Raw genomic sequence first — 21,659 nt, forward strand, 5'->3', positions numbered from 1 at the left:
GTAATGCTTTACAGAAGACTTAGAACTGATAAACCAAACCGACGGCAACGATATCGTCATTATTCAGTTTCAGTTTATTGTCGTTGCTCAACTGGTTAATTTTATAATCTACGTAAGTAGACATGTTTTTATTGAAGAAGTAATAAGCGCCTACATCAATATATTTAACCAAATCGACATCGCCTAGACCTTCAATATCTTTACCTTTTGACTGAACATAGGCCAGAGAAGGTTTCAGACCGAAATCGAACTGATATTGAGCCACTAATTCAAAGTTTTGTGCTTTATTTGCAAAGCCGCTCACTGATGTTGGGGTGTTATTAATACTGGCCGTACCGGAAATTGGCGTCATATTACGGGTTTCGGCATAGGTTGCCGCCAGATAAACGCCGTTATCATCATATTTCAGCCCCGTGGCGAAGGCTTCAGCTTTATCGCCTTTACCGAATGTGCCAGCCTTCTGAGCGGTTGTGCGGTTGGAGGAGGTATACGCGGCACCGATGCTAACGCCTGATCCAATTTCATAGCTGGACGCCAGACCAAAGCCGTCGCCGTTCTGTTTCGAAGTCCCGCGGGAAGTATCGTCGTTTTTGCCTTGATATTGCAGGCTAAATTTCAGACCGTCCACCAGACCGAAGAAATCGCTGTTACGATAAGTGGCAACGCCATTGGTGCGGCCAGTCATGAAGTTATCGGTTTTTACATAGCTGTCGCCACCGAATTCCGGCAGCATATCGGTCCACGCGCCGATATCGTATAACACGCCGTAGTTACGGCCATAGTCGAAAGAACCCAATCCGGCGTAGCGCAAACCGGCAAAGCCTAAGCGGGTTTTGGTATCGGCGGTGCCTTCGCTTTCCGCGTGGTTAACCGCAACATGATATTCCCACTGACCGTAGCCGGAAAGTTTGTCATTAATTTGGGTGACGCCTTTAAAGCCAAAACGAACGTAAGATTTATCACCATCATTACTTTTACTGTCAGAAAAATAATGCAAACCTTTTACTTTTCCGTATAAGTCGAGTTTATTGCCGTCTTTATTATAAACTTCCGCAGCGTGTGAAGTAGTGGCAATTAAAAGCGCCGGTATTAACATTGCCAGAATATTAATTTTCATGTTTTTGCCCTGTTTTCTTCATTGAAAGATGCCAATCATCAAAGTTTTTGCTGTATTCAATATCTGTCTGAACTTTCTCAGCGCAGAATTTTTACCGCATCTGTGTGATGTATTTATGACAAAGTGAATTTAAGGATGAGATAATAAAAAATAATTGATAATCAGCGGTGAAGGCGCTGAATTATTCTACGCATTCGCGGTCCCGAATAGGCTGACGTGAGCGGCGCACTGTGGGACAATAGGGCAACATTCAGTTTAGATAAGATATGCATGGCGTTATCCCCCGCAGTAAAAGATCAAATCAGCCAGTGGTATAAGGCCCTTGGGCAACAGATTCCGGACTTTGTTTCTCGCGCTCCGCAGCGTCAAATGATAGCTGAAGTGGCGAAAACGCTGGCCGGCGATGCCGGACGACATTTGGCTATCGAAGCCCCAACCGGCGTGGGGAAGACCTTGTCGTACCTGATTCCCGGTATTGCGATCGGCCGCGCGGAAACCAAGCCGCTGGTGGTGAGCACCGCTAACGTGGCGCTGCAGGATCAGATTTACAGCAAGGATTTGCCGTTACTGAAAAAAATTATTCCCGATTTGAAATTTACCGGCGCATTTGGGCGCGGACGCTATGTTTGCCCGCGAAATCTGGCCGCCATGTGTACCGATGTCTCTGGCCAGGGCGATTTATCGCTGTTTTTGGGCGATGAGCTGGCGCCAGCCAACGGCGAGGAGCAGGCAACCTGCGTGGGCCTGTCTAAAGCGTTGAGCAGCCACGTTTGGGATGGGCTGCGCGATCATCATCAACAATCTATCAGCGATTCTCTGTGGGGCAAGCTCAGCACTGATAAAGCCAACTGCTTAGGGCGCAACTGTCATTATTTTCGTGAATGTCCGTTCTATATTGCGCGTAAAGAGATCGAAACCGCCGATGTGGTGGTAGCCAACCATGCTTTGGTCATGGCGGCGCTGGAAACTGAATCGGTATTACCGAATCCAAAAGAATTATTATTGGTGCTAGATGAGGGGCATCACCTGCCAGATGTGGCGCGGGATGCGTTGGAGATCGAAGGTGAGATCACCGCCGTTTTTGCCAATATGCAGTTGGATATGATTGCCCGCCTGGTGGATCAGTGCATGGTGCAATATCGGCCGAAAAACCCGCCTAAACTGGCTAATTCGGAACGGTTAAAAGATCACTGCGAGCAGATGCGGGAGCTGATTCTGAACGTAGAACAACAGGTTAGCCAATTGCTTCCTACGGATAGTATTCAAGCTACTTATCGTTTTGAAATGGGCATCCTGCCGGAAAGCCTGACAGAAAGCTGCGCCAAATTATTTAAGTTAACCGATGCACTACGCGGTTTAGCCGAGTTTGTTCTTAATGATTTAACCGAACAAACCGGTAAGCACGATATCGTGCGGCTGCATCGGGCGATTTTACAGATGAGCCGTACCTTCGGTTATCTGGAGGCAATGACCAAACTGTGGCGTCTGGCCGCAATGGATAAAGCTTCAAATGCGCCTATTTCTAAATGGGTTACGCGGGAATATCGCGAAAATCAAACTCATCTGTCCTTCCACTGCGTGGGGATTCGCGTGAGTGATCAGTTAGATAAAATGCTGTGGCGCAAAGTCCCCCATGTCATTGTGACGTCGGCTACGCTGCGTTCCCTCAACAGCTTTGCTCGCCTACAGGAACTCTCTGGTTTGAGCGAAAAGACCGGGGATCGTTTTGTGGCGCTTTCCTCCCCGTTTAACCACGTTGAGCAGGGCAAGCTGGTTATTCCCAAAATGCGCGTCGAACCGACGATGGCGAACGAAGCGGAGCATTTGGCCGAAATGGCGCAGTATTTCCGAGCCGAACAGGCCAGCGGTCGCCATAAAGGTATGTTGATTTTGTTTAGCAGCCATCGGGCGATGCAAACCTTTCTGAGCCACATCACCGATCTGCGTTTAATGCTGCTGGTTCAAGGTGATCAGCCGCGCTACCGGTTGGTTGAAGAGCATCGTAAACGGGTGACAAAAGGCACGCCCAGCGTACTCATCGGTTTGCAATCCTTCGCGGAAGGCCTGGATCTGAAAGGGGAGTTACTGACGCAGGTGCATATCCATAAGATTGCATTTCCGCCGATTGATAGCCCGGTGATTTTGACGGAAGGAGAATGGCTGAAATCATTAAAACGCTATCCGTTTGAAGTGCAAAGTTTACCTAGCGCTTCATTTAACCTGATTCAGCAGGTGGGGCGCTTGATCCGCAGTAATGAGTGCCACGGCGAAATTGTCATTTATGATCGCCGTTTACTGACCAAAGGCTACGGCTCACGCTTATTGGCGGCGTTGCCCGTTTTCCCTATTGAACAGCCGGAGATGCCAGAGGCGGTAGCGGTGCCTATTGCGGCGAAAAAAACCTCGGTTAAAGCAGCGACTACGCGAAAAAAAGCCCCTAAACGTCGCCGCACGGACGTTACGTTGGGCAGCTAACGACGTGGTGAAAAATAAGCGAATGGCAGTGAGCAATTCATTGCCATTTTTATTTGTAGCCAGGCATTTCAAACGGTTTCACGCAATTCTCTTTCACCTCAAAAAAATCCGTGGCTAAGATTAAATTAGCCGCAGGTCAGTTAACTCTTATTTGCCAACTCATACGAGTTAAGTCTGGGCGTACCTCCGGCAGTGGCGTAGTTCAGCTTCCAGCCCATTTTAAGGGTCTATCCGGCGTCTGAGGTAAGCAGCATGAAACAGGTTATGGCAGAGTTTATCGGTACTTTCTGGTTAGTTTTGGGGGGCTGCGGTAGTGCGGTGTTGGCGGCTATGTTTCCAGTGGCGGGAATCGGTTTTTTGGGCGTCGCATTGGCGTTTGGTTTAACCGTCGTCACTATGGCTTATGCTTTGGGCCACGTCTCCGGCGGGCATTTTAATCCAGCGGTGTCGCTGGGGCTCTGGGTGGGTGGGCGATTTTCCGGCGCGCAGTTGATTCCCTATATTATTGCGCAGGTTCTGGGGGGATTAGCCGGTGCCACGGTATTGTATCTTATCGCCAGTGGTAAGTCCGGATTCGACGTCACCGCAGGCTTTGCCAGCAATGGTTACGGCGTGCGTTCTCCGGGGGGCTACAGTTTGCAATCGGTGTTGATTGCCGAAGTGATTCTGACAATGGGGTTTGTGATGGTGATTATGGGCGCGACGGATTCCCGTTCACCCGCCGCGGCAGCGCCGTTAGCCATAGGTTTATGTTTAACCTTAATCCATTTGATCTCTATTCCGGTGGATAATACCTCGGTTAATCCAGCGCGAAGTACTGGAGTGGCCATTTTTGCCGGTGGAATTGCCTTACAGCAGCTTTGGGTATTCTGGTTAGCGCCGCTGATAGGCGGTGCTTTGGGCGGTGGCCTTTACCGTGCGTTGTTTAGCCCTACGGCGTCGAAGACCTGATTCTAATTATCCGCTCCCCGCGACGCCGATTGGGCTGCGGGGGCGTTTTCCTCGCGCGGCCAGCAACAAAATCTCCAAAGTTTTACCGCTTATCCAACCCCACAGGCCGCCATGATTGATACCTGACAGTAAAATGGCCAGCACGCTAATCAGCAATAGTAGACAGATAATATCCAATCTCTGCTGGCCTGTATCAAGGAGCAATTCGCATACTTTGCCCCGACAGCCGGCAAAGCTCAGTAAAATCAGCGCTAAATTGAGTAAAAATACCCAACGCCAGCCTAAGGTGCTAACCCGTATTCTGCCCACCACCGGCCCAATCGCCCATCCCGGCTCGTTTACGCCCAACAAAGTGCCTATCTCTGGTGCGGGCTTGTTTCGGGAAAGGCGGCCATCAGGCTGACCGTTACGTATAAAGTACAACCCAGATTGCTCACTGTAATAAGCGAAAGAGATTCATCATCCAAATGCTATCGGCCAGGCCAGCGCTTGGTAATGATAAGCCAAACAGCGGCATCCCCAGATAAAGTATCCGATAGCGAGCGTAGCGACCCGCGGTGACCATAAAAGCGCAGAGTGCCATCAGGAACAATAAAACGCCTCACTGTAGGTTTTCCGCGCTGGCGGAAAATGCCTGTTGAATGGCGGGAACCGCGGTATTGACGATAGTCAAATCGATACAACCTAAAGAACTGGCCAGACTGATACCGGTCAGCATGAGAGCCTATTGTCGACGGGTCAGAGGTAAATCCGAAGTGAGCGCTGAGGACATAGGCATAATCCGGGAAGAAGAAACCCTCACGGTGTAGTGGCTAGTTAAGTGACTCAGTTGCGCCATTTTTTCTTTTTATAGCGGAATTAAATTCTCCAATGGGGTATCAATCAGTACAGATTTATTTAAGATGGGTGATATTCATTGGGCTTTGATAAGGAGAAAGTGATGATTTCCGGCGATCGTTTGCACGGCATACGAGCTTTTGTCCAGGCGGCGCAGGCTGGCAGTTTTAGCCGTGCTGCAGAACAGCTTGGTTTATCCCGCTCAGCGGTGGGTAAAGCAGTGGCGCGGCTAGAATCCCGCCTGTCGGTGCGTTTGTTTCAGCGCACCACTCGTAGCCTCTCTCTCACCGACGAAGGGCAGATTTTCTATGAGGATTGCGTAAAAGCGCTGGATGCGCTGGACGCCGCAGAGATTCAGTTGGCGGCGCGAGCCGTGGCTCCCAGCGGGCGCTTGCGCGTGTCATTGCCGATATTGTTCGGCCAGCAGTGGGTGATGTCGCCGTTGCTCGAATTAGCCGACAGTTTTCCCGCGCTACAGCTGGAAATTTTGTTTTCCAATCGCACAGTGGATTTTGCGGAGGAAGGCGTCGATCTGGCTGTGCGTATTGGGCATATTGGTGATGTTGCCGGGTTGGCGGCGCGAAAACTGGGAGAACAACAGTGGGTGTTGTGCGCCAGTGCTGATTACTTAGCTACCTATGGTCATCCCACTTCCATTTCGGATTTAGCGCATCATCGCACGATTAGTTTGTTACGAAATGGTCGCAGCCAAACGTGGCGTTTAGTGAATGACGCAGGCAAAACCGAATCTATAACGCCAGCCAGTCGTTTACGATTGGATAATATGGCGGCGGTAGCCACGGCTGCGGAAGCGGGGCACGGTATCGCACTACTGCCGCGCTGGCTCGTCAACCCTGCGCTGCAAAGCGGTCGATTGATGGAAACCTTGCCAGGCAACACTGGCGCCGGTTCACCGATTAATATTGTCTGGCTAAAAGGGCAGGTGATGCCCGCGCGGATTCGGGCGGCGATTGATAGGCTGGTGGAGGCATTTACACCGCAGGCTCCCTGGGAGTAAGTGAGCCGGTTTTAGCCGGATCAAACCTGAGTTATGCTAAACAAAATAGCGAGAGGAAGCCTTTGTTGATGGATTACCGCAAAATTATCAAAGAAGTAGGACGTGGCAAAAATCACGCCCGCGATTTGGATCAGCAGACAGCCTGTGAGCTTTATCAACGAATGCTGGCGGGGCAGGTGCCTGAACTGGAGCTGGGGGGCATTCTGATTGCTTTTCGTATCAAAGGGGAATCGGAGGAGGAAATCCTCGGTTTTTATCAGGCTATGCAACAGCAAGTGATGGCGCTACAGGCTCCTGAAGGTCGGCCAATGCCGGTGGTGATCCCCAGCTATAACGGTGCGCGTAAACAGGCTAATTTGACACCGCTTCTGGCGTTACTGTTGTCGCGTTTAGGGCTGCCGGTGGTCGTACACGGCGTGACCGAAGATAGCACTCGCGTGACCAGCGCTGAGATTTTTCAGGCGCTAGGCATGCCTTGGTCTGAGACAAAAGAAGATGCTCAAACTCGGTTGGATAACGGCCAGCCGGTATTTATTCCGGTATCTGCATTTTCCCCAGAGTTAGATTGTCAGCTACAAATGCGCTGGCGTATGGGGGTGCGTAATAGCAGCCATACCTTGGCAAAACTGGCGACGCCATTTCTGCATCAGCGAGCGCTGCGTTTGGCCAGCGTTTCGCATCCAGAATATATGCAAAAGGTCGGTCGATTCTTTCAGGCTATTGGCGCGCCGGCGTTGCTGCTACAGGGAACTGAAGGGGAAGTTTACGCTAATCCGCTGCGCAGCCCGCCGCTCCACGCGATCGTTGGCGGTGAGCAAAGAGTCTTGCTGGAGCGTGCAGAAGAAAGCGGCGTGCCTGATCTACCTGTATCCAAAGATGCAGCAGAAACTGCCCGCTGGATTGAACGCTGTCTGGCTGGCGAGGTGCCGGTTCCGTTGTCGATCCTCAAGCAGTTAGCCTGCTGTCAGGTTATTGCCGGGCAGGCAATATCGGTAGAGCAGGCATTGCGGCAATTTGCTGCTAAATAATCCGGTTTTCACAGAATAAACTGCGCGGTTTCCGCCAGTCTTGGTCCTGATTGGCTTCCCGCTGGCATCAGGTCGGTGAGGGCTTTTAGCGTGATAACCCTATCAATGATGGAAGGAATCCTATGCAACAGGCTTTGAGTTATTTCAACGCGTTGAATCAAGATTATCTGGCAGTGCATCAGGCCAAAGAAGACCTGTTTTGGCAGAATTACATGGGTTTGGGGGATGCCGACGTTGGGAAGCAATTCTCGGCGGCGGAGACGGCATACAAAAGGTTTATTGCGGAAAGTCGCCGTTTAAAAGAGCTGCGTGAGCTGATTACGGCATTAGAAGCCCAGCCAAAAACGCCGGAAAATCAGGATTTGCTTCACGGGCTGCGGGGCTGGTATCGCTTTTTTGACTGTAATGCCATTGAAGATCCTCAGGCGCAGGCTTTGCTAGATGAAATTATTGCCTTCGAGTCCGATCTTTATCAGCGGCGCAAAACTCACCAGCCAATGCATTTTAATGCTAAAGGTGAAAAAGTCGCGGCTTCCCTGGGCGAGTTGCTGACCAATCAGGCTACTAATGAAAATGAAACTTACCGACAAAGTTCTCAGCAGGCGCTGCGCGAAGTAGAGCAATGGCTGTTGCACAATGGCTTGCCTGAGTTGATTATCTTGCGTAACCGATTTGCTCGCCAAATGGGGTATCGTAACTATTTTGACTATAAAGTTAATAAAACCGAACAGATGATGCCGGAACAACTGTTTGCCATTCTGGATACTTTTGAACAGCAAACTCGTGAAGCGAACCGCCGTAGCCTGCAACAACTGGCGGAAAAACAAGGGGAGTCTGCATTAGAAGCTTGGAATATCCGTTTTGCCAGCGCTGGAGACGTCACTCGTCAGCTCGATCCTTATTTTCCTTTTGCCGAATCATTAGATCGCTGGATCAACAGTTTTAAGCGCCTGCACATTGGTTTTCGCGGCGCGGAGATGAATTTGGATTTACTGGTTCGCGCTGGAAAATATGAAAATGGTTTTATGCATGGCCCGGTGCCGCCATTTGTTCAGCAGGGTAAATGGATACCGGCGCGGATCAATTTTACCAGTTTGGCGAAACCCGATCAGGTGGGAAGTGGAGCTTCAGGTTTGAATACGCTGTTCCATGAAGGCGGCCACGCGGCGCATTTTGCTAATATTGTGCAAAATGCGCCTTGTTTCTCGCAGGAATTTCCACCGACCTCAATGGCTTATGCAGAAACTCAGTCGATGTTCTGCGATAGCCTGCTGGACGATGCGGATTGGTTAAAACGTTACGCTAAAAATGCTGCCGGTGAACCGCTGCCAGATGAATTGATTCGCGACAATATTGAATCCAAGCAACCGATGCGCGCATTCAATGAGCGTCATATTTTACTGGTGCCTTACTTTGAGTGGGCTTTGTATCAATGGGATGACGTGCAGCTAACGCCGCAGGCAATTACCCAGCTGGCGCGAGATATTGAGCAAAAGATTCTGGGTATTAACGCCAGCCCAAGGCCAACGCTGGCGATTCCTCATTTATTATCAATGGAATCGGCCTGCTCCTATCAGGGTTATCTATTGGCGTTGATGGCGGTAGAGCAAACGCGCGCCTTCTTCCTGCAACGCGACGGCTATTTAACCGATAACCCGGCAATTGGCTCGGATCTGGCGGAACATTACTGGCGTCCCGGTAATAGCGTTAGCCATGATGAAACCTTACGGAGTTTGACTGGCGAAGGATTTAATCCCGCTTATCTGGCGGCGGCCTGCAATCAAACGGTTGAGCAAGCGTGGGCAGCCGCGCAGGACGCTATTGCCAGCGCGGCGCAGCGGCCACAGCCAGCGGCTGATTTTGATCTGAATGTCAGTATTCGAGTGGTCGATGGTGAACGTGTGCTGGCTGATAATCAGCATGGGGACGAAGCGATGTGTCGCGCTTTCGCCAATGCTATTAATGCCTTGTAATCAACAGAATAGATCGAAAAATGCCCATCAGGGGGTGCTGATGGACATTTTCGAACGGCTGAGGAATATTAGTGATAAATCACTGCGGTGCCGTGCATCAGGTTGTTACCGGTTGCAGAAGTAATGGTGAAGGCTTTAGCGCCAGCAGCATCAGCTTTTTCAGCTAACTGTGCTTTCAGGCTGCTCAGGTCAGTTGCGCCGCTAACGGAAATGACGCCTGCTTTCTGGTACTGAGCCGCGTCCTGTCTATTAACGTGTTCAGCGGCAACGCTGGCAAATGAAAGGGTAGTTAGAGCGAGAACTGCAACAAAGTTTTTGATGTTTTTCATGATGTAATCCTATCCGATTTCGTTAGAGTGAAAGGGCATTTCCTTTCGATAGAAGCTATGTTACGCCTCTGTGATATTTATGAAACCGGATAGAATTGAGAATCTAATTCAATTTTTATGAACAAAAACTAACGTGCGGCGACCCCCTGCGGACGCAGCATATCAAAGCGCTGCTCTTCGGTGACGCCATAATAAGCACTCGGCCCGCCTCCTCGCAGAATAGGCTGCGCCGCCGTGGTCAGATAGGTGCCGTTACTGTCTAGCAATTGACGATTAATATGCACCGCAATCACTTCTCCTAGCACCAGCCAGCTATTGGTATTGCTGCCGTCGGCGGCCTTTAACTGAATGCATTGCGTGAGTTTACATTCAAAGTTCACCGGACTTTCCGCGACGCGATCTACGGCGATTAACCGGCTGGGTTGCGGCGTTAAACCGGCAAACTGGAATTCATCCTGCTCCCGCGAGAGCGGGGCGGAGCTGTTATTCATCGCCTCTGCTAACTGGCGGGTGGCCAGATTCCAGACGAACTCGCCGGTTTCCACAATATTAGCCACGCTGTCTTTCCAACCGTTGCTGGAAAAACCGATGATAGGTGGCGTATAGCTAAAGCAGTTAAAAAAGCTGTAAGGAGCCAGATTACGCTGGCCTTTGGCGCTAACAGAGGAAATCCAGCCGATAGGTCGTGGGCCGATAATGGCGTTTAATGGGTCGTGGGGCAGGCCGTGGCCGCTGGCGGGCTCATAATAGTAATCGTCTTCGGTACTCATAACATCCCTACATCAGGTTTATCATAAGAAGTCAGCTTAGTGGCTAAACGGAATTTCGCGCACTCTCGCTGGAAAATTAACAGGTTATTGGCGGCCTGTTTTGTCACTCGCCCGTTTTAAGGCGATTTATGCTATCTTACGCGCCAGAAAATGCCTATCAGAGACTGAAGACGATGGAAAACAAAAAAATCTTTCCCAAAGAAAAAAGCGGATTACATCCCCGAAATCGCCATCGTTCCCGCTACGATTTTGATGCGCTTTCAGCCAGTTGCCCTGAATTAAGCGCATTTTTGGCTCCGAACGCTTACGGTGATATTTCCGTGGATTTTGCCGATCCCGCGGCGGTAAAAATGTTAAACCGGGCGCTGTTAAAACATTTCTACGGCATTGAATTCTGGGATATTCCTGCAGATTATCTTTGCCCACCGATTCCAGGGCGTGCAGATTATCTGCATCATTTGGCCGATTTGTTGGCTAGCTGCAATGGCGGCGTGATTCCTCAGGGGAAAAGCGTGGCGGTATTAGATGTCGGCGTGGGGGCCAACTGTATTTATCCAATTATCGGTCAGCGTGAGTACGGCTGGCGCTTTACCGGTACGGAAATCGATCCGCATGCGCTGAACGCGGCGAAAATGGTGGTATCGATGAACCCGACCCTGAGAAATACGCTACGTCTGAAATTGCAAAAGCAGCCTCAAGCTATCTTCGAAGGCGTTTGGGCAGTTAACGAACGTTATGACGTCACCCTGTGTAACCCTCCGTTCCACGGTTCTGCGGAAGAAGCTGCGGCGACAACTCGCCGTAAATTGCACAAATTGGGCAAAGGTGAAGTGGCGGCTAAGCCGGTGCAGAACTTTGGCGGCAAGAATAGCGAACTGTGGTGCGAGGGCGGCGAAGAGGGTTTTGTCACTCGCATGGTGCAAGAAAGCGTCGCGAGGGGCAATAATTGCCTGTGGTTCACTTCATTGGTATCGAAAAAAACCAGCCTACCAGCGATTTATCACGCTTTACGCTACGCTAAGGCGGTAGAGGTTCGCACTATTGATATGGCGCAAGGGCAAAAAGTCAGCCGTTTTGTGGCCTGGACATTTCAGACTGAAGAGCAACAGGCGGCCTGGGTGGCTGAACGCTGGTAACGTAGCCTGCTATTCGGTTGAATATAATTGGTTGAAAGTATTGATTAAAAGTATTAAATCAACTCTTGGCTCGGCGGCAACGGTAGCGTTATCTGCCAAATGTTGTCGGGCCCTATTTTATTTCTGCGATCTCCCACTTTTTGCTTTATTCACCCGCCTTTCCAGCCATTTCATCAAAAGTAATCACAGTTTTTATCCGGTTATTGTGTCGAGCAGTTAACAATATCATTACTTTGTTCTACGCTTAGAGGATAAATACCCGACGGGCAATATAGCCTGCTAATAATCATACAAATTACAAAATTTTTCGTTGTGACTTTCTCTGATTTTACAGCAATGTCTCATTCTCCCAGGGTGAAGACTAAAGCCTGCGGAGGACATTTTTAATGTTCTTCGGGCTTTGGCATGTTTTTTGTAAAAAGGCATGTTGATAAAGATAAGGCCTCGGCTTATTCATTATTCGCCATAAGGACTCTCAGCTATGTTCTTAAATTTACGATCTTCTCATGCGCCCTGGCGTTCCGAATTAACCTCGATAGATAGCGCAGTACCGATGATTATATTTAAGCCAGATGGGACGGTAATACAGGCAAATCAGTTATTTCTACAGGCAATGGGATATCAGCGTGAAGAGATAATAGGCAAGCATCATCGAATATTTTGCGATCCCAATTATGTCGCAAGCGAAGCCTATCAACGCCACTGGCAGATATTAAATCAGGGAAAGCCGATCACCGATAATATTAAACGTATTCGCAAAGATGGCTCGGTGGTCTGGTTGCAGGGGACTTACACGCCAGTGCTGGATAGGCAGGGGAAAGTGGTGGAGATAATCAAGATTGCCAGCGATGTCACCGAGCGAATTTTACAGTCTCAAGAGCACCAAAGTCTGCTAAAAGCCCTAAATCGTTCAATGGGCATGATAACTTTCACGCCCGCAGGCATTATTCTGGATGCCAACGATAATCTATTAAATATCATCGGTTACTCTCTTCGGGATATTCAGCATAAACCCCATCAGATTCTCTGTAAGCCTGAGTTTGCCCATAGCGACGAATATCGCCAGCATTGGCAGCGTTTGGCGCGTGGCGAATTTATTGTCGGCCGCTTTGAACGTATGAATAGCCGTGGAGAAGATGTCTGGCTGGAGGCCAGCTATAACCCGATTATGGATCACGATGGGCAGGTGATAAAGGTGGTTAAAATTGCTCAGGATATTACTCAACTGATTCAACAGCAGCAGCATGAAGAAGCGCTGATGCGCAACGTACATCATCTTTCAGTCAATACCGATAAGTCAGCGTCCGAAGGGGCAAATATTGTCCAGCAGGCGGTAAAAGGCATGCTGGAAGTGGAATCCATTGCCCGCGAAACTTCGGACGTAGTCAGCGACTTAGGGCGCTGTTCCAAGGAGATCGGCACCATTGTAGAGTCCATTCGTAAGATATCCTCTCAAACTAATTTGCTGGCGATTAATGCTTCCATTGAGGCTGCCCATGCGGGAGAGCATGGCAAAGGATTTTCCGTGGTGGCCAGTGAGGTGCGTTTGCTAGCGGATCAATCTCGTCAAGCTGCCACTGAAATCGAACATATGACCAAAACGATTCAGAACGGAGTGACCGCGGCGATTAAAGGTATGGGAACCTGCGTGGAACAAGCTGGCGGCGGCGTGGCGCTCACTCAGGATGCGGGGGAAGTGATTAATCAGGTCAATATTGGTATGCAGGATGTGGTGAAGCTGATGGCGGCGTTCGCGCAGATAAAAAACCGGCAAAGTTATAGCGGTAGTTAATTGAGAAAAATTAATAGCGTAAACGTTAATGCGATAAACGGGGATAAGAAATCGTGAAATACCCAGCGGGAGCCAGTAGCCGCCCGCTGGGTAGGGTTATCAGGAAACGTGCTGCAAGAACTCACGTAGCCTGTCGCTTGGCGGATTGGAGATCAACGTATCAGGATCGCCATCCTCAGCCACGCGGCCTTTATCAATAAAGATCAGGCGTGAGGCTACTTTCTGTGCAAAGCCCACTTCGTGGGTGACGATGACCATGGTCATGCCTTCTTCGGCCAAATCTTTCATTACGGTCAACACTTCATGACGTAATTCCGGATCCAGCGCCGAGGTTGGCTCATCAAACAGCATCAGTTTGGGCTTAACCGCCAGCGCGCGGGCGATAGCCACACGCTGTTGCTGGCCGCCAGACAGTTCGGCTGGGTAATGGTGCGCCCTCTCGGACAACCCTACTTTTGCCAACAGGGCTCGCGCCTGTTTTTCTGCTTCAGCCTTACTGGCTCCACGCACCCGAATCGGGCCAAAAGCCACGTTTTCCAGCGCGGTTAAGTGAGGGAACAGATAAAACTGCTGGAACACCATTCCGGCTTCCTGACGAATCAGACGCTCATCGACTTTGGGGTCGTTAACATCCAAACCATCGACAATCAGTTGGCCTTTTGTGATGACTTCCAGCTTGTTGATGCAGCGCAGCAACGTGGATTTACCTGAGCCTGATGGCCCGATAATCACCACCACTTCTCCCTTGGTGATATTCAAATTGATATCGTGCAGCACCTGGGTTTGGCCAAAGTGTTTGGAGACATTCTTGAATTCAATCATATTATTTTCAGTTTTCTTTCTAACCGACGCAGGACAAAGCTCAGCGCCAGCGTGATAATCAGGTAAATCACCGCAACAGCCGTCCAGATTTCCATGGCGCGGAAGTTACCGGCGATAATCTCCTGACCCTGGCGAGTCAGTTCGGCTACACCGATCACGATAAACAGTGAGGTGTCCTTGATGCTAACAATCCATTGGTTGCCCAGCGGTGGCAACATGCGACGCAATGCCAGAGGGGCAATAACGTAACGCAGGGTATCGCGTTTGGATAAACCCAGAGCCAAACCGGCTTCACGGAAACCATTGTGGATTGACAGCACTGCACCGCGGGTAATTTCCGCGATATAGGCGCCGGAGTTGATAATGATGGTGACTACCGCCGCCGAGAAAGGATCGATGCGTACCGGCATCATCATTGGCAAAGCAAAATAGATAAACATCACCTGTACAACGATAGGTGTACCGCGAATCAACTCAATAAAAACTAATGCAATATTTCTACTTAACCAACCACCGTAAGCACGGGCAAAACCGGCTACAACCCCAATTATCAGGCCGCCAAGTAAACCCAGGACCGAGATCCATAGGGTTAACTTAGCGCCTTCAAGCAGGATTGGTATGGCGGGCCAAATAGCGCTCCATTCAAACTGCATGGATATTCTCCTGGTCTAAAAACGGCAAAAATTAATTACTTAGGTTCAACACCAAACCATTTTTTATAGATTTCGTTGTAAGTGCCGTTCTCTTTCAATGTTTTCAGTGCAGCATTTACCTTCACACGCAATTCGCTGCCCTGTGGGAAGGCGATACCGTATTGCTGAGCTTTGATGGAATCACCCACCGCTTTAAACTGGCCATTGCCGGCAGTTTTAATGAAATAAAGGATGTTTGGCGTGTCATGCAAAACTGCATCCGCGCGGCCAGTACCTAATTCCAGGTAGGCGTTGTCAATGTTAGGGAACTGACGCAGATCTTTGGTTTTGATGTTGGCTTTCGCGTAATCAACAGAGCCGGTGCCGCTTTTCACTGCAACAACTTTGCCTTTCAGGTCGGCTTCGCCTTTGATGTCATTATTGGTGGTTTTTACCATGACCAGCAGGCCACTGTTGTAATAACCATCAGAGAAATCAACGGCTTTTTTGCGCTCGTCCGTAATGGTGATACCGGCTAGTGCCAAATCAACGTTCTTGGTTTGCAAAGCAGGAATGATGCCGCTGAAATCCATGGGTTTCAGCTCATAATCCAGATTCAGCTCTTTGGCAATGGCGGCCCAAAGGTCAACATCAAAACCAACGTATTTATCCCCTTGTTTAAATTCGAAAGGAACGAAAGCGGTATCCGTGGCAACAATCAGTTTGTCCGCTGCGTGAGAACTTATTGCAAAGGCCAGAGTGATTGCGGCCAATGAAACTTTTACAAGTGACTTCATATGTGGGAGTTCCTTTGTACTTTGAGTGGAGGAGATCCGTTTTTTTATAATTCAGGGAGCAATATGAAAAGATCGTGCCAAAATTGCAAGTCTTTTAAAAATAAAGCAATTAATCTAAATAATTAGGTTGCAACTACTTAGTTACTGTATTTTGCACTGCTATGGGTCACCACAATGGTGCGTTTTTACCATTTTGGTGCAATCTCTCCATGAGTAACCCATCAGTAACTAATTAGTCAATAATTAATGATTATAGTTTAACAGTTAAATAACAAAATGCGGGTGAGTTCAGGTTTTTTATACGCAAAAAATAATGATCGACATTTATTGATGATAGAAATAACGAAGGGTTAAACAGTCGGTATAAGCGAGTGAGTATGAGAAAGTATAAGAGAAGAAAGAGAAGTTAGCGTAACTGGCTGTCTTTACTGCCCCGGCGGTTATAGCCAGCGTGATCAGCCTGTTGTTTATCGAGGATTTTTTGACAATTGATACAATATCGAACGCCGGTTAGCGCTTTTCTACGCGCCTCAGGAATTTTTTCACCACATTCCAGGCAGTAACAAGCACTCTCGCCCTTACCCAGCGCCTGACGTGCCCGCTGAACCGCATCGTCAACGGTGGAATCAATCTGGTCTTGCACTGCGCCGTCTCCGGCCCATCCGCTTGCCATCGTCAGTGTCCTCCGAAAAGCATAAGGGCCAGCTAAGCCGACCCTCCATAGTGTTTCATCTAACAATTATTAATTAAATTATTCGATATTGGCTTCGATAAACCACAGGAACTGATCCAGATCGCGAGAGGCGGCGGTAAACATATCCGCAGTGTCTTCGTCTTCGACCTGAGTAATCGCCTTACGAATATCATTCGCTACCACCGCATAGCGGTCGGCCAGCGCTTTCAGATGCTCTTGCACGCTATGAATATTAGTCGGATAGCTTTTCAACGGTGATTTATCGTTGACGACTTGGACGGTTCCCAGCGCTACGCCACCGAGTTGCACCGCGCGCTCTGCAAAGGTATCCAGGTGCCCGGTAATGGCGGTACGGAAGCCATCCAGCATTTCATGAACGGCAATAAAATTGGCGCCGCGCATGTTCCAGTGAGCCTGTTTGGTGATCAATGACAGATCGATAAATTGAATCAGCATGTGGTTCAGCGCTTTGATTGCGCCAATTTTTACGCTTTCATCCAAATCATTACGGGTGTAAAGCAGGTCAGAAGATTTCGTTTTTACCAGTTTAGCGGTACTCATAATAGGTATCCTCATGCTGTATTGGTTATTAATTTCTTTACCGGATCAAGTATAGCAGGGTTATATAATTTCGTTGCTCCAATACGGCCTATCAATTAAATTGGTTATAACGTCAGATAATTAGTCATAGACCATGATTGAATAAATTTTTGGTAACGTTATGATTTAAAATAAATTAGCTGAAGCATTTATTCATCTGTGCTCACGGGCCTATTTGTTTTTGGATAAATTCAGTTATTTAACCTGCGCGAAACAATAAGATGTCCATATTTACATGACTGCGGCCTTTAATTCCTGCTCACTAAGATAAAGATAATTATTTATGAAATAAAGCTATTGTAATAATAGGCTCAAACAAGGGGTAATTGAGAGGTTTTCTGGGTTATAAATCAGAGCAATATACGGGCTGATATTCATCGGCAGTAAGCAAATGAATACCTCGCTGATAGCGGCAGGGTTATTCTATCTGCAAGGAAGAAAAACACTTCAGGCCGTTTGAGCGATGATAAACAGGCGAGGGAAAGCCAGCAGCAGGTTGCCATTGCTGTGTACCGGATAGGCCGCCGTGATTTTTAGCAGATAAGCTTGCAAGAAATCTTGCCGATCGGTTTCATTCAAAGGGTCAATAAAAGGACGTAAGCCGGTGGATCGTACCCAGTCAACGATCGCCTGAGCCGAAGGCATCGGGTGGAAATAGCGAGTTCGCCAGATATCCACGCGTTGAGCAAGAGGAGCCAGCAGATCGTAATATTCGCTGGCAGACAAAATTTTAACGCGTTCAGCGTTACTTGCCGCTAATTGTTGTTGCCAGCGGCCTTCAGCGGCGACTTCTCGCATGGCACAGTGGCTGTGTTCGTCACGGTTATCGGGCATTTGGATTGCCAGAATACCCTGCGGGGCCAAATGGCTCATCAATTGAGGAATCAAAAGGCGATGATTTTCTAACCATTGCAGGGAGGCGTTGGCGTAAATCACATTTTGCGGCTGAGGAGGTTGCCAATGCTGAATGTCCGCAGGTTGAAATTTACAGTCTGGCAGCCGCTTTTGCGCGCTTTCCAGCATTGCTTGAGAATTATCGATTCCCACCAGATGGGCGTGAGGAAAACGCTGGCGCAGTAATTCGGTGGAATTACCCGGCCCACAGCCTAAATCGCTGACAAAATCGGGCGTATTGATTGCCACGCGAGCCAGTAAATCTGTCGCCGGTCGGGTGCGCTCCGCTTCAAACTGGCGGTACAAATCAGGATTCCAGTCTTTCATCCTAAAACCTCATTGTTGCTGGCTGAAGAGCTAAGCGCCGACATTAAATATTTTGTAATGGCCCGCTGTACAGTACCGCTCCGGTAGGTTGCCCGGTTGGAGAACCGCCGTGAGGTTCCAGACTGATTGCCATCACGTTGCCTTTGGTTAACGCAACTTTATTGAAAGCGACCTGCGTCGGCCCGCTAGCATTTAACAAGCCGAGAGAGTGAGGTTTTTCGCCTGCCGCAATACTCCACAGTTCAAGGCTATGCTGCTCGCCGATCGGTACTGTGCTTAATGGAGTTAACGTCAGGCTGCGGGTAGATTTATCCATGCTGACAATCCATTGGCCGCTTTGCTCGCTGCTGGCCAGAACCGCAACCGGAATGGGGGCTTCAGGCTGCACCAGCAGGCGGGGGACCAGCAAGAGTGCAGCTAAACAGACTGCGATCGCCCAGCCGAGATATGCGCCACTTGCGCGGCGTATTGAGGAAGTCTCTGCTTTTTCGGGGGGAGGCAATTGGAGCTGGAGTTTTTTCCAAATCCAGGCCGGCGGTGTCACGGGCTGTAAGCTATTGTCCATTTGGCTAAACAGGTTTTGCCAGCGAGACACTTCTTCTGCCAGTTCGGGATTCCGTAGGATTTGTCGCTCAAATTGAATTCGAGCCAGCCCGCGCAGAGTGCCCAGCGCATATTCTGCGGCCAGTGCTGATTGATATTCGCGTCTGTTTTTCATATTCCTACGCAGCTCTTTAAGTGCTCCAGCGCGCGGCGGATCCAGCTTTTCACCGTGCCAAGAGGCTGTTGTAAGTGTTCTGAGACCTCGCTGTGAGAAAGTCCCTGATAATAAGCCAGCATAATACTTTGCCGCTGTTCAGCGGGGAGATATGCCATGCAATGCTCCAACCGCTTGGCTTCGGAACTTTGCTGTAGCTGAGAGACCGGCGAGGGCGCGTCATCAGCTAGGTTATCGGCCTCGTCTTCATCCCATCCCTGCAAACGGTTATCATTACCGCGCATCAAATCTATTGCCCGATTACGGACAATATGTGTGAGCCAGGTAAGGGGAGAACTGAGGCTGGGATTGTAATTAATCGCCTGACTGAGCACGGTAATAAAGCAATCGTGCAATACCTCTTCGGCTCGGGCATGGTTACGTAACATACGTAAGGCAACGGCGAAAAGACGTGGGGAAGTTAACCGGTATAATCGTTCAAATGCCGCTTGGTCGCCTTTGCCAATCGCTTCCAGCAGTTCAATTTGTTCAGCCAAAGACGCTTCATTCATTTGTAATCCCTAAAAGCAAGGTGCAGTGAGACACTGCACCCAGTATAGACCGCTTTTATTTAGGCATTAGAACTGTGTCAATGACATCTATCACACCATTTTTCTGATTCACATCATAAGTGCTGATATTGGCCAGATTGCCTTTGGCATCTTTAATCTGGATATTATGAGGCCCATTATTCATAAACCACAGAGGCTGACCGTTGACGGTTTTCAGCTCGGCGGTACCGCCACCCTCTTTAATTTTTTTCTCAAGCTGTTTCATATCATATTTGCCGGCTACCACGTGATAAGTCAGAATTTGGGTCAGCACGGCTTTATTTTCCGGTTTGACCAGATTCTCAACGGTTCCGGCTGGTAATTTAGCAAACGCAGCATCGGTTGGCGCAAACACGGTAAAGGGTCCTGTACCTTGTAGGGTATCCACCAGACCGGCAGCTTTAACGGCGGCCACCAAAGTTGTGTGATCTTTAGAATTCACGGCATTCTCAATAATGTTTTTACTCGGGAGCATTGCGGCTCCCCCCACCATCACGGTGTCGGACATCGCTGCTGCCATAGATACACTGCTGAATACTAAAGAGGCACAGATCGCGGTACGGATAAGCGTTTTCATAATGTTAATCCTTATTAGTATGGAAGAGGTGAGTCTTGCCTCACATCTACCTATACGAATCAGCCTGCCGTTTTGGATGCCAAAAGAAGTGAATATAATTAATAAAAAACGCTAGTCCTTATAAAACAAGGCATAGCGTGATGAATAAGTCTTGCCTAAACGGTGTTAAATCTGAGCGGTTGGCACCGGAGGCAGAAAACGGTGCATGATGTAAGCATCTACGTAACCCTGTTTCGGGTGTTTAAACGCCTGCGGCAGGGTTGCAATAATGCCGAAGCCCAGTTTTTGCCAAAGGCTGACCGCCAGAGTATTGGTGCTGACGACAAAATTGAACTGAATTGCCCGGTAACCTAGGCGCTGAGCTTGTTCAATGCAGTGCAGCCCCAGCTGTTTGCCAATGCCTAAACCTCTGACGCTGGCATCGACCATAAAAGAGGCGTTGGCAACGTGACAACCTAATCCTCGTTGGTTATCAATCAGCTTATACATCCCGACGATTTTATCTTCATGCAGCGCGACCCAGCAGCGCACGCCGTCACCAAACCAATATTCGTAAGCGACCCGTTCTGGCGTGTCTGCGGTGAAAACGTAGGTGTCTTCACTGGCGATAACCGCCTGAAAAAGTGGCCAGATTGCGGTGAAATCTTCAGGTGTTGCCGGTCTTATTTCCATGCCATCGCTCTCATATTGATTAAGTCAGTTCTTCAATCTTGGGTTTGGCTTTAATCGTTAAAGTTGCACCAATAGAGGCGGCAATAATACAGCCCAGCGCTGACCATTGTATCAATGTCAGATATTCATTCAGGAAAATTAGGCCAGAAACGGCTGCCAAAGCTGGTTCCAGACTCATTAATGTGCCGAAGGTACGGGCCGGAAGTCGGGTTAACGCCACCATTTCCAGTGAGTAAGGCAAGGCGGTAGAGAGAATGGCGACGGCCAGAGCAATAGGCAAAATAGCGGGAGAAAACAGCGCCATACCGTTATAGGCTACGCCAATCGGGCAGAAAACCAGCGCGGCGATCAGGGAACCAATAGCTACGGTACCCGGCCCGTGGTTGCCCCCAGCTTTTTGGCCGGAAATAATATAAATCGCCCAGCAGGCACCGGCGCCCAAGGCGCAGGCGGCACCGAACAGATCGATACTGTCTACGCTTTTGCCCAGCGGCAGTAAGAAGGCTAAACCTATTACGGCCAACCCAACCCACAGAAAATCGATGGGGCGGCGGGAAGAAAACATGGCAACGGCCAGCGGGCCGGTGAATTCAAGAGCCACGGCAATACCCAACGGAACAGTTTTCAAAGACAGGTAGAACAGAAAATTCATTCCGCCGAGCGCCAGGCCGTAAACCAGCAACGGCATGCGGCTACCGGCTGTAAAGCGCATCCGCCAGGGCTTAAAAATCACAAATAGAATAAGCGTACCAATCCCCAGCCGTAGGGAGGTAATGCCCTGCGCGCCGACTAGCGGGAATAGACTTTTTGCCAATGAAGCGCCGCTCTGGATCGAGATCATGGCTATAACCAGCAGGAAAACGGGCAGCAGGGGGAGCGATAATTTGGACTGAGAGGACAGCGACATCCG

Annotated in this window: 22 protein-coding genes; 7 read left to right on the plus strand and 15 right to left on the minus strand. The window is 49.3% G+C overall.

The genetic code is table 11. The annotated features are described in order from the left end of the window. Positions 1 to 19 precede the first annotated feature (19 nt). Positions 20 to 1,117: a porin OmpC gene (ompC, locus tag DBA33_RS06515; RefSeq protein WP_064512662.1), complete on the minus strand. Its 1,098-nt coding sequence runs from the start codon at positions 1,115 to 1,117 to the stop codon at positions 20 to 22. Between the two features lie 270 nt (positions 1,118 to 1,387). On the opposite strand from ompC, the gene dinG reads away from it, so the two are divergent. Both dinG and aqpZ read left to right on the plus strand, forming a co-directional pair. After that, positions 1,388 to 3,592: an ATP-dependent DNA helicase DinG gene (gene dinG / locus DBA33_RS06520; RefSeq protein ID WP_064512663.1), complete on the plus strand. Its 2,205-nt coding sequence runs from the start codon at positions 1,388 to 1,390 to the stop codon at positions 3,590 to 3,592. A 216-nt stretch (positions 3,593 to 3,808) separates the two neighbouring features. Continuing rightward, positions 3,809 to 4,543: an aquaporin Z gene (gene aqpZ / locus DBA33_RS06525; protein WP_276148114.1), complete on the plus strand. Its 735-nt coding sequence runs from the start codon at positions 3,809 to 3,811 to the stop codon at positions 4,541 to 4,543. A 6-nt stretch (positions 4,544 to 4,549) separates the two neighbouring features. Here aqpZ and DBA33_RS06530 read toward each other — a convergent pair whose 3' ends face one another. Continuing rightward, complete coding sequence (locus DBA33_RS06530; protein WP_128821789.1) at positions 4,550 to 4,966, minus strand: hypothetical protein; 417 nt, start codon at positions 4,964 to 4,966, stop codon at positions 4,550 to 4,552. A 517-nt stretch (positions 4,967 to 5,483) separates the two neighbouring features. On the opposite strand from DBA33_RS06530, the gene DBA33_RS06535 reads away from it, so the two are divergent. The 3 genes from DBA33_RS06535 to DBA33_RS06545 all read left to right on the plus strand — a co-directional run bounded on the left by DBA33_RS06535 (position 5,484) and on the right by DBA33_RS06545 (position 9,399). After that, positions 5,484 to 6,398 (plus strand): LysR family transcriptional regulator, encoded by a 915-nt coding sequence (locus DBA33_RS06535; RefSeq protein ID WP_064512668.1) that lies wholly within the window; start codon positions 5,484 to 5,486, stop codon positions 6,396 to 6,398. Between the two features lie 68 nt (positions 6,399 to 6,466). Then, a complete protein-coding gene (gene ybiB / locus DBA33_RS06540; RefSeq protein WP_120805948.1) occupies positions 6,467 to 7,426 on the plus strand; it encodes a DNA-binding protein YbiB in 960 nt (319 codons plus the stop codon). Positions 7,427 to 7,548: 122 nt separating this feature from the next. Further along, positions 7,549 to 9,399: a M3 family metallopeptidase gene (locus DBA33_RS06545; protein WP_064512672.1), complete on the plus strand. Its 1,851-nt coding sequence runs from the start codon at positions 7,549 to 7,551 to the stop codon at positions 9,397 to 9,399. Between the two features lie 68 nt (positions 9,400 to 9,467). Here the strand turns inward: DBA33_RS06545 and DBA33_RS06550 are convergent, their stop codons facing one another. After that, positions 9,468 to 9,728: a YdgH/BhsA/McbA-like domain containing protein gene (locus tag DBA33_RS06550; RefSeq protein WP_064512674.1), complete on the minus strand. Its 261-nt coding sequence runs from the start codon at positions 9,726 to 9,728 to the stop codon at positions 9,468 to 9,470. A 128-nt stretch (positions 9,729 to 9,856) separates the two neighbouring features. Beyond that, positions 9,857 to 10,498 (minus strand): flavin reductase family protein, encoded by a 642-nt coding sequence (locus DBA33_RS06555; protein ID WP_064512675.1) that lies wholly within the window; start codon positions 10,496 to 10,498, stop codon positions 9,857 to 9,859. 173 nt (positions 10,499 to 10,671) lie between these two features. On the opposite strand from DBA33_RS06555, the gene rlmF reads away from it, so the two are divergent. Together rlmF and DBA33_RS06565 are read left to right on the plus strand one after the other, a co-directional pair. Continuing rightward, positions 10,672 to 11,634, plus strand: coding sequence for a 23S rRNA (adenine(1618)-N(6))-methyltransferase RlmF (gene rlmF / locus DBA33_RS06560; protein WP_179207934.1), 963 nt, complete (start codon positions 10,672 to 10,674; stop codon positions 11,632 to 11,634). Between the two features lie 481 nt (positions 11,635 to 12,115). Then, positions 12,116 to 13,426 (plus strand): PAS domain-containing methyl-accepting chemotaxis protein, encoded by a 1,311-nt coding sequence (locus DBA33_RS06565; protein ID WP_120805953.1) that lies wholly within the window; start codon positions 12,116 to 12,118, stop codon positions 13,424 to 13,426. A gap of 99 nt (positions 13,427 to 13,525) precedes the next feature. Here the strand turns inward: DBA33_RS06565 and glnQ are convergent, their stop codons facing one another. The 11 genes from glnQ to rhtA all read right to left on the minus strand — a co-directional run bounded on the left by glnQ (position 13,526) and on the right by rhtA (position 21,656). Then, complete coding sequence (glnQ, locus tag DBA33_RS06570) at positions 13,526 to 14,248, minus strand: glutamine ABC transporter ATP-binding protein GlnQ (protein ID WP_064512679.1); 723 nt, start codon at positions 14,246 to 14,248, stop codon at positions 13,526 to 13,528. Beyond that, a complete protein-coding gene (gene glnP / locus DBA33_RS06575; protein WP_042528064.1) occupies positions 14,245 to 14,901 on the minus strand; it encodes a glutamine ABC transporter permease GlnP in 657 nt (218 codons plus the stop codon). The genes glnQ and glnP overlap by 4 nt, the downstream gene beginning before the upstream one ends. 35 nt (positions 14,902 to 14,936) lie before the next feature. After that, positions 14,937 to 15,677, minus strand: coding sequence for a glutamine ABC transporter substrate-binding protein GlnH (gene glnH, locus DBA33_RS06580; RefSeq protein ID WP_064512681.1), 741 nt, complete (start codon positions 15,675 to 15,677; stop codon positions 14,937 to 14,939). A gap of 406 nt (positions 15,678 to 16,083) precedes the next feature. Beyond that, positions 16,084 to 16,350 carry a DksA/TraR family C4-type zinc finger protein gene (locus DBA33_RS06585; protein ID WP_064512683.1) on the minus strand — a complete coding sequence of 89 codons (267 nt, stop codon included), beginning with the start codon at positions 16,348 to 16,350 and terminating at the stop codon, positions 16,084 to 16,086. 78 nt (positions 16,351 to 16,428) lie between these two features. Next, the gene (gene dps / locus DBA33_RS06590; protein ID WP_049596635.1) at positions 16,429 to 16,932 is read right to left on the minus strand and encodes a DNA starvation/stationary phase protection protein Dps; all 504 of its coding nucleotides are present in this window, start codon (positions 16,930 to 16,932) and stop codon (positions 16,429 to 16,431) included. Positions 16,933 to 17,418: 486 nt separating this feature from the next. Beyond that, positions 17,419 to 18,192, minus strand: coding sequence for a trans-aconitate 2-methyltransferase (gene tam / locus DBA33_RS06595; RefSeq protein ID WP_064512685.1), 774 nt, complete (start codon positions 18,190 to 18,192; stop codon positions 17,419 to 17,421). Between the two features lie 43 nt (positions 18,193 to 18,235). Continuing rightward, the gene (locus DBA33_RS06600; RefSeq protein WP_064512687.1) at positions 18,236 to 18,910 is read right to left on the minus strand and encodes an anti-sigma factor; all 675 of its coding nucleotides are present in this window, start codon (positions 18,908 to 18,910) and stop codon (positions 18,236 to 18,238) included. Further along, positions 18,907 to 19,461, minus strand: a complete 555-nt coding sequence (locus tag DBA33_RS06605) for a sigma-70 family RNA polymerase sigma factor (RefSeq protein ID WP_064512689.1) — start codon at positions 19,459 to 19,461, stop codon at positions 18,907 to 18,909. Before DBA33_RS06605 ends, DBA33_RS06600 begins: the two co-directional genes overlap by 4 nt. A gap of 55 nt (positions 19,462 to 19,516) precedes the next feature. Continuing rightward, on the minus strand, positions 19,517 to 20,077 hold the full coding sequence (locus DBA33_RS06610) for a fasciclin domain-containing protein (RefSeq protein WP_064512690.1): 561 nt from the start codon (positions 20,075 to 20,077) through the stop codon (positions 19,517 to 19,519). A 165-nt stretch (positions 20,078 to 20,242) separates the two neighbouring features. Next, positions 20,243 to 20,749: a GNAT family N-acetyltransferase gene (locus DBA33_RS06615; RefSeq protein ID WP_120805954.1), complete on the minus strand. Its 507-nt coding sequence runs from the start codon at positions 20,747 to 20,749 to the stop codon at positions 20,243 to 20,245. Between the two features lie 19 nt (positions 20,750 to 20,768). Beyond that, the gene (gene rhtA / locus DBA33_RS06620; protein WP_064512694.1) at positions 20,769 to 21,656 is read right to left on the minus strand and encodes a threonine/homoserine exporter RhtA; all 888 of its coding nucleotides are present in this window, start codon (positions 21,654 to 21,656) and stop codon (positions 20,769 to 20,771) included. Between the last annotated feature and the right edge of the window lie 3 nt (positions 21,657 to 21,659).

Source organism: Yersinia sp. IP36721, from assembly GCF_003634395.1.
Classification (GTDB): Bacteria; Pseudomonadota; Gammaproteobacteria; order Enterobacterales; family Enterobacteriaceae; genus Yersinia; species Yersinia entomophaga.